The sequence below is a fragment of the Arthrobacter sp. StoSoilB22 genome (assembly GCF_019977315.1).
In the GTDB taxonomy this organism is placed as follows: domain Bacteria; phylum Actinomycetota; class Actinomycetes; order Actinomycetales; family Micrococcaceae; genus Arthrobacter.
Window position 1 is genome coordinate 2,758,740 of record NZ_AP024652.1, and the last position, 13,921, is coordinate 2,772,660.

Genomic DNA, 13,921 nt, shown 5'->3' on the forward strand with positions numbered 1-13,921 from the left:
GGAGGCCGGTATATGGCAGCGACCGTCCTTTCAGGCGGTCGGATTGCCTGCCAGCGCGAGTGGTGAAATTGGCAGACACGCAGGATTTAGGTTCCTGTGCCTTCGGGCGTGGGGGTTCAAGTCCCCCCTTGCGCACAGATACGGAAATACCCCCGGTTGCAAGACCGGGGGTATTTTATTTTCATGCAGCCGGGGCACCTGAAAGTCCGCTGGGAAGCGCAGTCAGGACGTTCAACTAGACTGGAATGCGGTCTGGCCGAAGCCGGCCACAGCACTTCCAACCGGCTTGAGGGGACACGAGTGGCAAGCAGCAAAATGCGGCGCCTGGGCATGCAGTTCGGAGCTGCCGTACTGGCTTTGGGACTGGCAGGGTGCACCGGAACCCCGGGCCCGTCGCCGTCGTCATCCACCGGCAGCTCCCCCGCGGTTGAACCGACAGCAACCTTCAATTTCGGCACGGCGTCCATGCCCTTGGGCCTGGATCCCGCCATGACCGCCGATTCCGAGTCCTACCGTGTCACCCGCCAAGTCCTCGAAGGACTTGTGGGGGTGGATGGCGAAACAGGTCAAACCACGCCCCTCCTCGCCACCGAGTGGAAAGACAGCAACAACGGGCTCAGTTACGACTTCACGCTCCGGTCCGGTGTGACCTTCCACGACGGCACTACCCTGGATGCAACCGCCGTATGCGCCAACTTCAACCGCTGGTTCACGTTTCCCGAGGAGCTCAGGAATCAGGCGCCGGGCATCTCCTTTCAGAGCGTTTTCAAGGCGTACTCGGATCAGCCGGTATTCTCCATTTTCAAAGACTGCAAGGTGGTTTCGGCCACCGACGTCCAGATCAATCTGACGCGGCCCTTCACTGGATTCCTTCAGGCGTTGACCTTGCCAGCCTTCGCAATATCTTCCCCGGCTGCTTTGCAGGCAAAGACAGCCAATGTCCTTGACCAAGTACGCAACGGCCAAGCCATGTCCACCTACGCCGGCCATCCCGTGGGCACAGGCCCCTATGCATTCACCGCGTGGGATGAGAAAAAGCTCACGTTGTCCAGCTACAAGGGCTACTGGGGAAACAAGGGACAGATCGCAACCATCAACTTCATCCCCTACGATCGCGCGGAATCACGCCAGCAGGCCCTTCTGGATGGCAAGATCGACGCCTACGACCTTGTGACCTCAGGGACTTTTGACCAACTGGTCAAAAAGGGTGTCCAGATCATCCAGCGCGACCCTTTCTCGGTGATGTACCTGGGGATCAACCAAGCTGTTGCACCGCTGGAAAAGCCCGAAGTGCGCCAAGCAATCGAGATGGCGATCGACAAGGAAGCGTTGATCCGGAAGTTCTTCATCGACAACACGGCGCAGGCATCACAATTCGTGCCACCCAAGCTCAGCGGCTTCAACAACAATGCCCCCTCCCTGGGGTACAACCCAGAGAAGGCCAAGGAGCTCTTGAAGAAAGCCGGCTATAAGGGTGAGGAGCTGAAGTTCTACTACCCCCTCAACGCCACAAGGGCATACATGCCCACCCCGGAAAAGATTTACGCCGAGCTCAGCCGCCAACTCGTCGCCGTCGGCTTCAACATCAAACCGGTTCCCATCGACTGGGAAGATGGCTACCTCCAAAGCGTCCAGTCGGCCGGCGACCGGGGCCTTCACCTCCTGGGCTGGAACGGTTCGTACGCGGACGCAGACAACTTCCTCGGACCCCTTTTTGGCGAAACCCGCGCCGAGTTCGGATACGCCGACTCGGAAGTCTTCCACAAGATAGAACGCGCACGGGCAATGCCCGAAGGCGATGAACGCAACGCCCAGTACCAGGCCATCAATGCTGAGATCGCGGCGTCGGTACCGGCTGTGCCCATAGCCTTCCCCATCTCGGCGCTGGCTCTGTCCAACAAGGTTGAAAGCTACCCAGCTTCCCCCGTCCTCAACGAAGTTTTCACAAACGTCCGCCTAAAGCCTTGACGATTCCCCGCAATTTCAGTATTGAGACTGCACGGGGATATTCTGTGACAGCCAGTGCCGCCGCTAACGGAGATTGATCGTGACCTTCATTTCCAAGACTCAACATGCCGACGTCGTCCTTATTGGCGGCGGAATCATGAGTGCCACCCTTGGTGCGTTCATCAAGCAACTTGAACCCACCTGGACCATCTCCATGTTCGAAAGACTCGACGAAGCAGGGCTTGAGAGTTCCGGACCCTGGAACAATGCCGGCACCGGCCATGCCGCGCTGTGTGAGCTGAACTACTCCCCCGCAGCAAAAGACGGTTCCGTAGACCCGTCCAAGGCCCTGCACATTAACGAACAGTTCCAGCTGTCCCGCCAGTTCTGGTCCCATCTTGTGGACAGCAAAGTGATCGGGTCTCCCAAAGGCTTCATCAACACAGTTCCGCACATGAGCTTCGTCATCGGCGATAATCACGCGAATTTCCTCAAAACGCGGTACGAGGCCCTGAAGCCCAACACGCTGTTCCGCAGCATGGAGTACACCGAGGACCAGGACCAGATCGCCAAATGGGCACCGTTGATCGTCAAGGGCCGCGACCGCAAGCAGCGCGTGGCCGCAACCCGCGCAGCTGAAGGCACCGACGTCGACTTCGGCGCCTTGACCCGCGAGCTGACGGGCTACCTGCAGAGCAGCGGCGCCGAGGTCAACTATGGCCACGACGTCACCAACATCCACCGCGCAGCAGGCGGTGGATGGGATCTGTCCATCAAGCACCCCAAGTCAGGCGAACACGGCCGCATCCATGCCAAGTTCGTCTTCGTAGGAGCCGGCGGCGGTGCACTCCACCTGCTTCAGGCATCCGGCATCCCTGAAAGCAAAGGCTACGGCGGCTTCCCCGTCTCCGGCCAGTTCTTCCGCTGCACCGACGACGCCGTGACTTCCCAGCACAGTGCAAAGGTCTACGGCCAGGCTTCGGTCGGCGCGCCGCCAATGTCCGTCCCGCACCTGGACACCCGCTATGTGGACGGAAAACGCTCCCTCCTCTTCGGCCCGTACGCCGGGTTCTCCACCAACTTCCTGAAGACCTCCAGCTACCTGGACCTTCCGCTGTCCATCCGCCCGGGAAACATCATTCCCATGCTGGCCGTGGCCAAGGACAACATGGACCTCACCGCCTACCTCATCAAGGAGGTTGCCAAGCGGCACGAGGCCAAGGTTGAGGCCCTGCGCGAGTACTACCCTGAAGCATCCGGCGGCAATTGGGAACTGATCACCGCCGGTCAGCGTGTACAAATCATCAAGAAGCACCCACAGAAGGGTGGCGTGCTGCAGTTCGGCACCGAAGTCATCGCTTCCCGCGATGGTTCGATCGGCGCGCTGCTGGGCGCTTCTCCGGGCGCGTCCACCGCCGTGCCCATCATGATCGAACTGTTGCAGAAGTCCTTCCCCAAGAACTTCAAGGGTTGGCAGTCCAAACTCAAGGACATGATGCCGGGCTACGGCGTCAAGCTCAACGAGAATGCGGACCTGGCGGCCGAACTGGAAGCAAGCACTGCAAGGTCCCTGCAATTGGAAGTGGCTAACGCCATCCAAAGCTAGGCCACACCCGGGGCTGCGGCCGGTTCCCTCAGCCGAATCGTTACGTAGACCGCAGGAGTCAATGCAATGTTCCGCTTGGCCAAACTGTCCCTGGGAAACCGGGCCCTGATCGCGCTGATCACCGTCTTTGCGGCGGTGTTCGGCGTGATCACCATGGGGTCGCTGAAGCAGGAACTCATTCCGTCCATCGAGTTCCCGCAGATCACCGTGGTGACCTCCATGCCGGGCGCTTCGCCGGAGGTTGTGGACAAGCAGTTGAGCCAGCCCCTGGAAACAGCTTTGAACAGCGTGGAGGGGCTTGAATCCACCACATCGACGTCCCGCAACGGCGTTTCACAGATCACTATGGTGTTCACGTACGGCTCCAACCTGGACCGGGCGCGGAACCAGATTGACCGGGCGATTTCCAATGCCAAACGCGTGCTGCCGGCCGACGTCGAGCCCCAGTCCATCGCCGGTAACATCAGCGACTTCCCGATTGTCTACTTGGCGGTGTCGTCGGACAAGCCGCTGAGCGAACTCAACGCCGACCTCCTTCGACTCAGCGTTCCCCGCCTGCAGAAGATCGACGGCGTCCGTGGCGCCGACGTGACCGGCGGCTCCAGCCAGCACATCCTGATCCAGCCCCGCCCCGCTGATCTGGCAACTACAGGGGCCTCTGTCCAGTCCATCAGCAATGCGCTCAAGAACAACGGCACGTTGGTCCCCGTGGGCACCATTGAGGACCAAGGCAAGACCCTTTCCCTCCAGCTCGGCAGCCCGGTGGATTCCCTGGACATCATCAAGGGACTCCCTTTGGCCGGCGCAAAAACGGCTGCAACCATTGGGGCTGTTGCCGATGTCAGCATCGAGGACGACGCCGCCACGTCCATCACCCGCACCAACGGCAAGCCCACATTGGCCCTGTCCGTCACCAAGAAGCCGGAAGGCGATACGGTGGCGATTTCGCACGCCGTGAGGGACGCCGTCGGCCCTATGGAGGAGGAACTCGGCAACAACGCGACTTTCACGCCGGTCTTCGACCAAGCTCCTTTCATTGAAAAGTCCATCAAGGACCTCACCACCGAAGGGCTCCTTGGCCTTGGCTTCGCCGTAGCTGTCATCCTGGTCTTCCTGATGTCCGTACGCTCAACGTTGGTCACGGCCGTCTCCATCCCGCTGTCCCTGCTGATCACCTTCATTGGCATCTCCGCCACGGGATACTCGCTGAATATCCTTACTTTGGGCGCCCTCACCATTGCGATCGGGCGGGTGGTTGACGATTCCATCGTGGTGATCGAGAACATCAAGCGGCATTTGAGCTACGGCGAACACAAGCTGACAGCCATCCTGACGTCCATCCGGGAAGTGGCCGGGGCCATCACGGCTTCCACCTTGACCACTGTGGCCGTATTCCTGCCCATCGCTTTCGTCGGCGACCTCGCCGGTGAGCTGTTCCGGCCCTTTGCCCTGACCGTAACCATTGCGTTGTTGTCATCACTGCTGGTTTCCCTGACAATCGTTCCGGTCCTGGCCTACTGGTTCCTTTCCTCGCCCGGAAGAGGCGCTGAGGCACAGGCATCCGCCAAGGAAGCCGCCCGGAAAGCCCAAGAGGCCGAGGAGCGCAGTCGCCTCCAGCGAGGCTACCTTCCTCTTCTCGCCAAGACGCAAAAGCATCCGGTTATCACCTTGTCGGCAGCAGCACTGATTCTGGTGGCCACCATCGCCGTCTCGCCCCTTCTGTCTACCGATCTGTTGGGCCGCTCCGGCGAGAACAGCATGACTGTGCGCCAAGTCCTTCCAGCGGGCACCAGCCTGCAGGCCACCAGCGATGAAGCCTCCAAGATTGAGGAGTCCCTCAAGGGCATTGCGGGCATCAAGGACGTGCAGGTCACTTCCGGAAACGCCCAGACCGGCTTCGCTGCACTCACTTCCACTGGTTCCTCCAACTCGACATTCACCATTGTCACTGACGAGAAAGTGAACCAAACCAAACTCCAGGATGAGGTTCGCGCCAAGCTGGCAGGGGCCCCCGGGAAGGTGACGGTGGGATCGCAGCAGGGCGGATTCGGGACATCCTCAACGGTGGATATCACCATCAGGGCCGCTAATTCCGCTGACCTGCAGACAGCAAGTGATGCCATGGTCAAGGCTATGGAAGGCGTTCCTGGGAGCTCGGAGGTCGCCACGAACCTTGCTTCCAAGCAGTCGGTGGTCCAGGTCCGTGTTGACCGGGCCAAGGCCGTGGCGGCAGGCCTGACGGAAGAACAAGTAGGAGCCTTCCTGGCCTCCACGGTCAGCCCCATTCCGGCCGGTACCGTTCGGATCGAGACCAACGACTACCCTGTGCAGATCGGTGAGGGCACGCGCTTTACCAGCATTGCCGCAGTTCGGGCACTCCAGCTTCCCACAGCCCGTGGCGGCGTGGCACTGGAGACGATTGCCGCCGTCGAGCAGGTTGACACCCCGGTGTCCATCACCAGCAGCAACGGGCAGCGAACCGCCAAAGTGACCGTGACGCCGTCCGGATCCAACCTGGGCAGTGTCAGCGCAGCGGTGCAGGAGCGGCTGGCGGCTGTGGACTTGCCTGCGGGGGTCACCGCCACCATCGGTGGTGCCACAACGCAGCAGGCGGAGTCTTTCCGGCAGCTTGGCTTGGCCCTGCTGGCGGCAATTGCCATCGTCTACGTGATCATGGTGGCCGCCTTCAAGTCCCTCATCCAGCCGCTCATCCTGTTGGTTTCTGTACCGTTCGCCGCGACCGGCGCCGTGGGACTGCTGTTGATCACCGGCGTTCCCTTGGGGCTGCCGTCACTGATCGGCATGCTGATGCTGGTGGGCATCGTGGTGACCAACGCCATTGTGTTGATCGACCTGATTAACCAATATCGCAAGCCACATGACGGCTCTCCGGGCATGAACGTTGCCGATGCCATCACACACGGTGCGCGCCGGCGCCTGCGGCCCATCCTCATGACCGCCTTGGCGACGGTGTTCGCCCTGACTCCCATGGCTTTAGGCCTTACTGGTGGCGGCGGCTTCATTTCCCAACCCCTGGCAATCGTGGTGATCGGTGGCTTGGTTTCGTCCACGGCCCTGACGTTGGTCCTGGTTCCGGTGCTCTACAAACTCGTGGAGGGGCGCCGGGAAAAGAAGGACCTGCTGAAGGCTTTGCAGGACAAGTCCACGGCTGCTCCCGGCGACGGACCCGGTGGGAACGGCGGCTCCGCATCGGGAGATTTCCAGGACTGGACCACGGGCATGATTCCACGCGTCACTGGCCGCCGTGCGGCCCATAATCCCGCAGAATAGCGGGCTCCCCCAACAGAAGCACTGGTAGTGGACAGGCCCGGGAACAATTCCCGGGCCTGTCCTGTTACAGGTATCGATACATGCAAATGCATCTAGTTTGAGGTACACTGTTTACAGAGCCCGGGACTTCGGGCAGGGAGAAAGGCACATCATGCAGATCGGCGTATTCAGCGTCAGCGACATCACCACTGACCCCACCACGGGCCGCACGCCCACGGAAAACGAGCGCATCAAGGCCTCCGTCGCCATCGCCAAAAAGGTCGAAGAAATCGGCATGGATGTGTACGCCCTGGGCGAGCACCACAACCGGCCCTTCTTCTCCTCCTCCCCCACCACCACCCTGGCCTACATCGCAGCCCAGACCGAGCGCATCACGTTGTCCACGGCAACCACCCTGATCACCACCAATGATCCGGTCAAGATCGCCGAAGACTTCGCCATGCTCCAGCACCTCTCTGATGGCCGCGTGGACCTGGTGCTCGGTCGTGGCAACACAGCTCCGGTGTACCCCTGGTTCGGAAAGAACATCCAGGACGGCATCGAGCTGGCTATCGAGAACTACAGCCTGCTCCGCAAGCTGTGGGACGAGGACACCGTCAACTGGTCCGGCAAGTTCCGCACACCCCTGCAGAACTTCACCTCCACGCCGCGTCCGCTCGACGACGTCGCCCCCTTCGTGTGGCACGGTTCCATCCGCACGCCTCAGATCGCAGAAGTGGCCGCCTACTACGGCGACGGTTTCTTCGCCAACAACATCTTCTGGCCTAAGGAGCACTACCAGCAGCTGATCGGCCTGTACCGTGAGCGCTACGCACACTACGGCCACGGAACTCCGGAGCAGGCAATCGTTGGCTTGGGCGGACAGTTCTTCATGAGGAAGAACTCGCAGGACGCCGTGAAGGAATTCCGGCCATACTTCGACAACGCGCCCGTCTACGGGCACGGACCGTCCCTGGAGGACTTCACCTCGCAGACTCCCCTCACCGTGGGCAGCCCGCAGGAAGTCATCGAGAAGACGCTGACCTTCCGCGAGGCCTTCGGCGACTACCAGCGCCAGTTGTTCCTGATCGACCACGCCGGACTGCCGCTGAAGACCGTCCTGGAGCAGTTGGATCTCTTCGGCGAAGAGGTGTTGCCGGTTCTTCGAAAGGAGTACGCCGCCATGAAGCCTGCGAATGTGCCGGACGCACCCACGCACGCCTCACGGGTTGCCGCCGCGTTGGAGGCCAAGGTCAGCGCGTCCGCTACTGCTGGTGCTGGTGCTGCGGGGCAGGACGCCTGATGTCCAGCCTTTCGGCATCCTCCGCCGTGCGCCTCGCCGCCGAAACCTGGGAGTCGTTGTTCCGTTCCCAGGTGGCGGTGATGCGGAAGCTTCAGTCCGGGCCGGCGTTCAAGGCACTTCCTGTCAAGGAGTACGACGTCCTGTTCACGCTTTCCCGCTGCCCTTCGGGCCAGCTGCGCCTGAATGAGATCAATGACAAGGTCCTGCTCAGCCAGTCCAGCTTAAGCCGCTTGGTGGACCGCCTGGAGAAGCGCGGCCTGGTGGAGCGGACCATAGCGCCCGACGACGGCCGCGGAGTCCTGCTCTCACTCACCGAAGCCGGAAGCGAGCTCCAAAAGGCCATCGGCCGCGAACATGTCCGCGACATCGCCAACTTGGTGGCGCCCGCGCTCACGGCCGAGGAGCAGCAGGAGCTTCTGCGGCTCACGGAGAAACTCCGCGCCTCGGTGGCCGGACACTAGCGCAAGCTGATGAGCTCCCGGGGGTCCTCCACCGGGAGCTCCCCGTTGACCGATGCGCTGACCTTGAGCGTTTTGAGGGTCAGGCTGCCGCCCACGGTGGACAGGAAGGCCGTATCCGAGGAGTCCCGGCCTGCGGTGATGCGAAGCATGGATTCGCGGGGCGCGAGACCAGTGGGATCAATGATGTGCCAGGCGCCGTCGATGTGCGCCTCCGCAACAGCATGGAAATCCATGGGACTTAGCCCGGGGGCGTACACCGCCGCCAACCGCGCGGGAACATCCTTGGACCGCAGGAGGGCAATGGCAAGGTGTGCGAAGTCGCGGCACACACCTTTGCGGTGCAGCAGGGTTTCCACGGCGCCGTCTGTCCCCCGGGAGGACCCACTGACGTAACGCAGTTCCCCGTTGACCCAATTGCGGACGGCATGGAGCAGCTCGGCACCGTGCAGGCTTCCAAACTCGGCATAGGAGGTAGGCAGCAGCCTGTCCGACTCCGCATACCGGCTGGGCCTGACGTACCTGATGAGTTCCATCGGACTGGATGTATCCGGCTCCCCAAAGCCATGAACCGTTGCCCGGTAGTCCACAGTCACCTCGCTCGGCTCGCTGAATTCCAGGTAGTGAAAGCGGCCGCCGTGGTGATCGCTGAGTTCAGCAAAGGGGACCTCGGCACCACCGCTGGTGATGGACAGGTTTTCGTTCACAGAGCGGTAACCACGATTATTGGCCACGGCTATGGCCATGGCCACCTTGGTGTTGGCTGCAGTCTTGAACACGAGTGAGGCAGCAACATTGCGTTCCATTGATCTCCGGGGTGGGTTGCGGCGGACAGCCCCCATTGCCGCCATTTATGTGAATCAGCCAATCGCAGAGCTACAGATTAACCTTCAGCGACAGTAGCATCCGCTGGACATTGGCGAATTCAGAACCGTGGACCGCATACTTTGCAGCCAGGTCCAAGGTATCGAAAGACTTGGCCGGTGCCACCTTCTCATCAGCGGCAAAGGCATGGATGACCGGGACATCCCCAAAGGTGATGTCGCCCTTGCCGGCTGGGCCCTGAACCCGGTTCCTCAGTTCGCAGGCCTGTCCGTCCACTCCCGCCACCATATTGGTGATGCCGTAAGAGCCGAAGAACTTGTAGCCCTGAACCACGCGGAAGACTACTCGCGGATCAATGGTGTCCTGGCCATCCGAGTGGGGAATGTCCAATGGCACACTGCTGATCACCACATAGGGGCGTGCCTGACCGGCCGGGCAGGCGGCAGGCGACGTCGTAGGCAACCCGGTGTGTAGCGTGGCTATGTACCGCCCCTCGGCATCCTTGACCTCCACCTTCACAGCGTTGGCCAACGATCCCGCCTCCGGCGTTACCGACTGGGCTATCCACTCCTGAGGTAACTCGAAGCTGACGGTTTTGGCGGAGTCCGTGTACGTCTTCCAGGACACCGCCGTCGCCACCGGGCTTGACCCGGGGCTGGCCGAAGTACTCCCGCCGGTGCTTGGAGTTTCGCCGGTGCCTGTCGCCGGCGTCGTGCTGCCCTGTGTTGCCGTTCCCGATTCCGAACTATTTGGTTGGGAGCCGGTAGTGGAGTTGACTTGCGGGCCCTTGTTCTCGGCGGAGCAGGATGCTGTGCCGGCGAGGACTGTGACCGCCACGGCAAACACGGCAAGCCGCATCGGATTGCAGCGCAGGTTCAGGATGCCCTTCATGCCCACAGCCTATCGGCGGCAGTCCTGCGACACGCACAGGACTAGGCTGAGTGTATGGCTCCTGACCAGAAGGACTATTTCGAAGACGACATTCCCGCCATGTCAGCTATTGATATTGCTGATTGGCGCCTGCGGACGTTCGCCCTCTACGACAAAGTGCGCCAGCTCGCGGCCACCAACCCGTTCGACGCCCACGTGTTTTGGCGGCAGGAACGGGACCTGATGTTCGCTACGCATCCGGCTTCAGCGCTCACCGCCGATATGAAGGCTTCCTTCTCCGGACTGCCAACAGCTGACTACGATTCCTCCTTCCGGAGGTACGCCGCCTTGTCACCCGAGGGAGCCGGCCAGGAAATGAACGTTGAGACGGGGACTGACGGGTTGGTGCCATTCGTCCGAATCGGCACTTTCGACCTCCCCGGGCTGGGCTCGTTGGCGGCCTGGAAGCTCAGGAGCTACGGGGGCGGGATCTTCGTGCCGTTCCGCGACGCCACTGCAGGCAAGGACGGCGGAAGCTACGGCGCCGGACGGTACTTGGTGGACACGGTCAAGGGTTCGTTCCATGGGACGCGGGGATCCGGCGCAGACCAAGAGTTTGTCCTGGACTTCAATTTCGCGTACAACCCATCTTGCGCCTACAACGAGGCCTGGGCGTGTCCGCTGGCGGGACCAGCAAACCGCCTGGCTGCCGAGGTCCCAGTGGGCGAACAGTATCTCGGCTAACCAAACACCCCTCCGGGGCCGACAACTGCGAGGGCCGCAATGGCCGCCACTATTGTCAGCGGCGCCACCATCAGGCCGAAGACCGCGTACCCCCTCCACTTGATCAGTACATTCATCCGCACCAAGCGGTCGTGCCATAGCAAGGTGGCCAAAGAGGCCCACGGAGTGATCAGGGGTCCCGCGTTCACCCCCACCAACAGCGCAGCCATCCTGGTAGGAGTTCCGGCCAGTGGCTCGGCCAGAAGGTAAGCCGGCAGGTTGTTGACGACGTTTGAGCCAAGGGCGCCTGTCATGGCCAGCCTCAGCAGCTCAAGGAACCCGTTCCCCTGCCCTGCCACCTGGCCAAGCAGCACTGATGCGCCAAGATATTGCGTTGCTTCCACTACAAGGAAGAGGCCGCAGGTAAAGAGCAGCAAGGACCACGGGATCAAGGCCACCTTGAGCACCTTGGGTCGGCGGACGGCGAAGGTCACGGCGAGTATCGCGGCAGCCAACGCGGCGGGAATCCAAATGGCGACACCGGATACCAACGCCGGCAACAGCAACACCAGGACGATCGCACTGACCAGGAGCAGGACTTTGTCCGGCGCTGCCGTGGATGAGGTGGTCGGGGCCGGACGGGCGGAATCGAGCGCGTAGGTTTTGCGAAGCTCCCGCCGGAAAACCACAGCAACAAATGCCAAGGGCACCACAATTGCCGCGAGCGAGGGCGCCCACATCAGTTGCGCGAACTGTGCCGGGCTGATGCCACCGAGATTGTGCTGCGCCAAAAGGTTGGTCAGGTTGGAGATGGGAAGCAACAAGCTGGCAGTGTTGGCCAGCCAAACCGTGGTCAGGGCGAAGGGCAGAACGGGGAGGCCCGCCTGGCGGGCCACGGTGACCACCACCGGGGTGAGCAGCACCGCCGTCGTATCCAGTGACAGGAAAACGGTACTGAGTGTGGCAAACAACGCCAGCAGCAACCACAGCATGACACTGCGTCCACGCCCCCACCCCCGCACATGGCGGGCAATCCACTGGAAGGCGCCGGCCTCACTGACAAGTTCCGTAACCACCGTCATGGCAATGACAAAACCCAGGATGGGTGCCACCCGGTCTGCAAGGACTGCCACCTCCTGCCAGGGCAGGACACCCGTAACCACTGTGACCCCACCAGCCACAAGGAGGACCAACCCGATAATCGCCAGACGCATGGAACGGATTCTAAGCCCGGGTCCTGTGTTCATCCTGCACGGCGCTTCCTTCTGCACAGGAGTTCCTTCCACGGCACTGGAAGAAGGCGTCACCGTCCTGTAAGCAAAAGAACCCCCAAAGCCCTGCCGCGAAGCCTAACTTTGAAGCATGAACAGACTGCAGCGCATGATCCGGGCCCACAGGATCCTAGCGGTTGTGGCAGGGGTGGTGGTCCTTTCCGTAGTGGTTGTGGCGGCCGCCCTGTTCCAGCCGTGGCGCATCTTCACCAGCAGCAGCGTCTACGAAGCCCTGCCTGCCGCGCCCGCTCCCGCGAGCGCACAGGCTCCCGCTTCCGCGAGCGCACAGGCTCCCGCAATTCCCTTACCCGCAACTCCCGAGGCACCGGTGGTTCTTGGCTCGGGCACTTTCCAATCCCAAGAGCATGAGACCACAGGCACTGCCCGGTTGGTGAGACTTGCCGATGGCAGCCATCTGCTGCGGCTCGAGGACATGGCCAGCAGCGACGGCCCGGACGTCAAAGTCTGGTTGAGCAGCCTGCCGGCCGGCGGCGACTGGTTCAAATACCGGTCCGGCCGATACGTGGATCTCGGTGCGGTCAAAGCCACGCACGGCAATCACAACTACCTACTTCCGCCAGGAACGGACATCACGGGGCTGACATCCGTGGTGCTGTGGTGTGACCGCTTCAGCGTGGCATTCGGATCCGCGCCCCTCATCTGATGAGTTGTGAGGCCCGCTCTGCTCGCTAAGGGAGTGGCAAAGCATGCAGAGCGGGCCCCACAACGCAACCCACCGGCCAGGAAGGACGTAGGATGTCATCATGACTTCGCCTTTTTCCCGTCGCATCGCCCGAGTCCGGCCCGTTCCGATCGCAACTGCCACCGATCAAACTTTGGCCCGCCAGTCTCCTGACGAGCAGTTCTTTGTGGCCAACGACGCCCGGGATTTCGACTCGGCGGAAGGCACACAGTGGACTGTGGTGGAGTCCCCCTTCCCGACGTCGAGGGCCAATGCCAGCAGCCCGGCCAGAAACGGGTGGGAACCCGGGGCGGTGGTCAGCCAGGATGCGTTCACTTTTTTGGCCCCCTCGGTACCTGCAAACGTCTTCGGCATGGCGCACAACACCGGGCAGCCTGGCCGGGACCTGCCGCCACAGGCCTTCCACAAAGCAGCATCAAGCGTGATCGGACCGGGCGAAGCAATTCAGTTGAGCTCCACCGTTGGTTACGTGGACCCGGAGGCTGAACTGACGGTCGTCGTCGGCCGTGCCTCCCGAGGCCTGACCTTGGAAACAGCGAGGTCGGCAATTCTCGGATACACCATCGGTAACGACGTCTCCGCCCGCGACCTCCAGAAGTCCGACGAACTCTGGATCAGCGCCAAAAGCCAGGACACCTTCACTCCCGCAGGTCCGTGGATAGTCACCAGCCTGGATGACTCAAACCTGGAGATCGGGATTGTGCACAACGGCAAGGAGCTGCAGACTGCGAGTTCAGCGGACCTGGGCTGGAAAGTGGACGAAATCATGGTCTATCTGAGCTCATTCATAACGCTCCAGCCCGGCGACCTTGTGCTCACAGGGTTCCCCGCGGAGTGCGCACGAATCCAACCGGGAGACACCGTGGTGTGCCGCGTGGAAGGAATCGGCGAGCTTCACAACCCCGTGACAGGCGCTTCCTGGGAACAGCAGCCCGCATAGTGTGT

The 13,921-nt window shown here is 61.7% G+C and carries 11 protein-coding genes and 1 tRNA gene; 9 read left to right on the forward strand and 3 right to left on the reverse strand.

The features are described from left to right. The first annotated feature begins 53 nt into the window (after positions 1–53). From LDN70_RS12845 to LDN70_RS12870, 6 genes are all read left to right on the forward strand, one after another. Positions 54–135 (forward strand) — tRNA-Leu (locus LDN70_RS12845). Positions 136–300: 165 nt separating this feature from the next. Next, complete coding sequence (locus LDN70_RS12850) at positions 301–1,968, forward strand: ABC transporter substrate-binding protein (protein WP_374206963.1); 1,668 nt, start codon at positions 301–303, stop codon at positions 1,966–1,968. 79 nt (positions 1,969–2,047) lie between these two features. Then, positions 2,048–3,553, forward strand: a complete 1,506-nt coding sequence (locus LDN70_RS12855; RefSeq protein WP_223940481.1) for a malate:quinone oxidoreductase — start codon at positions 2,048–2,050, stop codon at positions 3,551–3,553. Positions 3,554–3,619: 66 nt separating this feature from the next. Continuing rightward, positions 3,620–6,844, forward strand: a complete 3,225-nt coding sequence (locus tag LDN70_RS12860) for an efflux RND transporter permease subunit (protein ID WP_166840268.1) — start codon at positions 3,620–3,622, stop codon at positions 6,842–6,844. 151 nt (positions 6,845–6,995) lie between these two features. Continuing rightward, positions 6,996–8,126, forward strand: a complete 1,131-nt coding sequence (locus tag LDN70_RS12865; RefSeq protein WP_142938717.1) for an LLM class flavin-dependent oxidoreductase — start codon at positions 6,996–6,998, stop codon at positions 8,124–8,126. Beyond that, the gene (locus tag LDN70_RS12870) at positions 8,126–8,587 is read left to right on the forward strand and encodes a MarR family winged helix-turn-helix transcriptional regulator (protein ID WP_223940482.1); all 462 of its coding nucleotides are present in this window, start codon (positions 8,126–8,128) and stop codon (positions 8,585–8,587) included. Before LDN70_RS12865 ends, LDN70_RS12870 begins: the two co-directional genes overlap by 1 nt. On the opposite strand, the gene LDN70_RS12875 is transcribed toward LDN70_RS12870, so the two are convergent. Both LDN70_RS12875 and LDN70_RS12880 read right to left on the reverse strand, forming a co-directional pair. Further along, positions 8,584–9,390, reverse strand: coding sequence for a transglutaminase-like domain-containing protein (locus tag LDN70_RS12875; protein ID WP_142938715.1), 807 nt, complete (start codon positions 9,388–9,390; stop codon positions 8,584–8,586). The two genes, LDN70_RS12870 and LDN70_RS12875, sit on opposite strands and share 4 nt — an antisense overlap. A 70-nt stretch (positions 9,391–9,460) precedes the next feature. Further along, positions 9,461–10,300, reverse strand: coding sequence for a hypothetical protein (locus LDN70_RS12880; RefSeq protein WP_166840262.1), 840 nt, complete (start codon positions 10,298–10,300; stop codon positions 9,461–9,463). A gap of 54 nt (positions 10,301–10,354) precedes the next feature. Here LDN70_RS12880 and LDN70_RS12885 point away from each other — a divergent pair, with 54 nt between their 5' ends. After that, positions 10,355–11,023 (forward strand): DUF1684 domain-containing protein, encoded by a 669-nt coding sequence (locus LDN70_RS12885; protein WP_166840260.1) that lies wholly within the window; start codon positions 10,355–10,357, stop codon positions 11,021–11,023. Here the strand turns inward: LDN70_RS12885 and LDN70_RS12890 are convergent. Then, positions 11,020–12,216, reverse strand: a complete 1,197-nt coding sequence (locus LDN70_RS12890; RefSeq protein ID WP_223940483.1) for an SLC13 family permease — start codon at positions 12,214–12,216, stop codon at positions 11,020–11,022. The two genes, LDN70_RS12885 and LDN70_RS12890, sit on opposite strands and share 4 nt — an antisense overlap. 148 nt (positions 12,217–12,364) lie before the next feature. Between LDN70_RS12890 and LDN70_RS12895 the strand changes: the two genes are divergently transcribed. Further along, positions 12,365–12,937 (forward strand): DM13 domain-containing protein, encoded by a 573-nt coding sequence (locus tag LDN70_RS12895; RefSeq protein WP_223940484.1) that lies wholly within the window; start codon positions 12,365–12,367, stop codon positions 12,935–12,937. 100 nt (positions 12,938–13,037) lie between these two features. Beyond that, positions 13,038–13,916 (forward strand): fumarylacetoacetate hydrolase family protein, encoded by an 879-nt coding sequence (locus LDN70_RS12900; RefSeq protein WP_223940485.1) that lies wholly within the window; start codon positions 13,038–13,040, stop codon positions 13,914–13,916. The last annotated feature ends 5 nt before the right edge of the window (positions 13,917–13,921 follow it).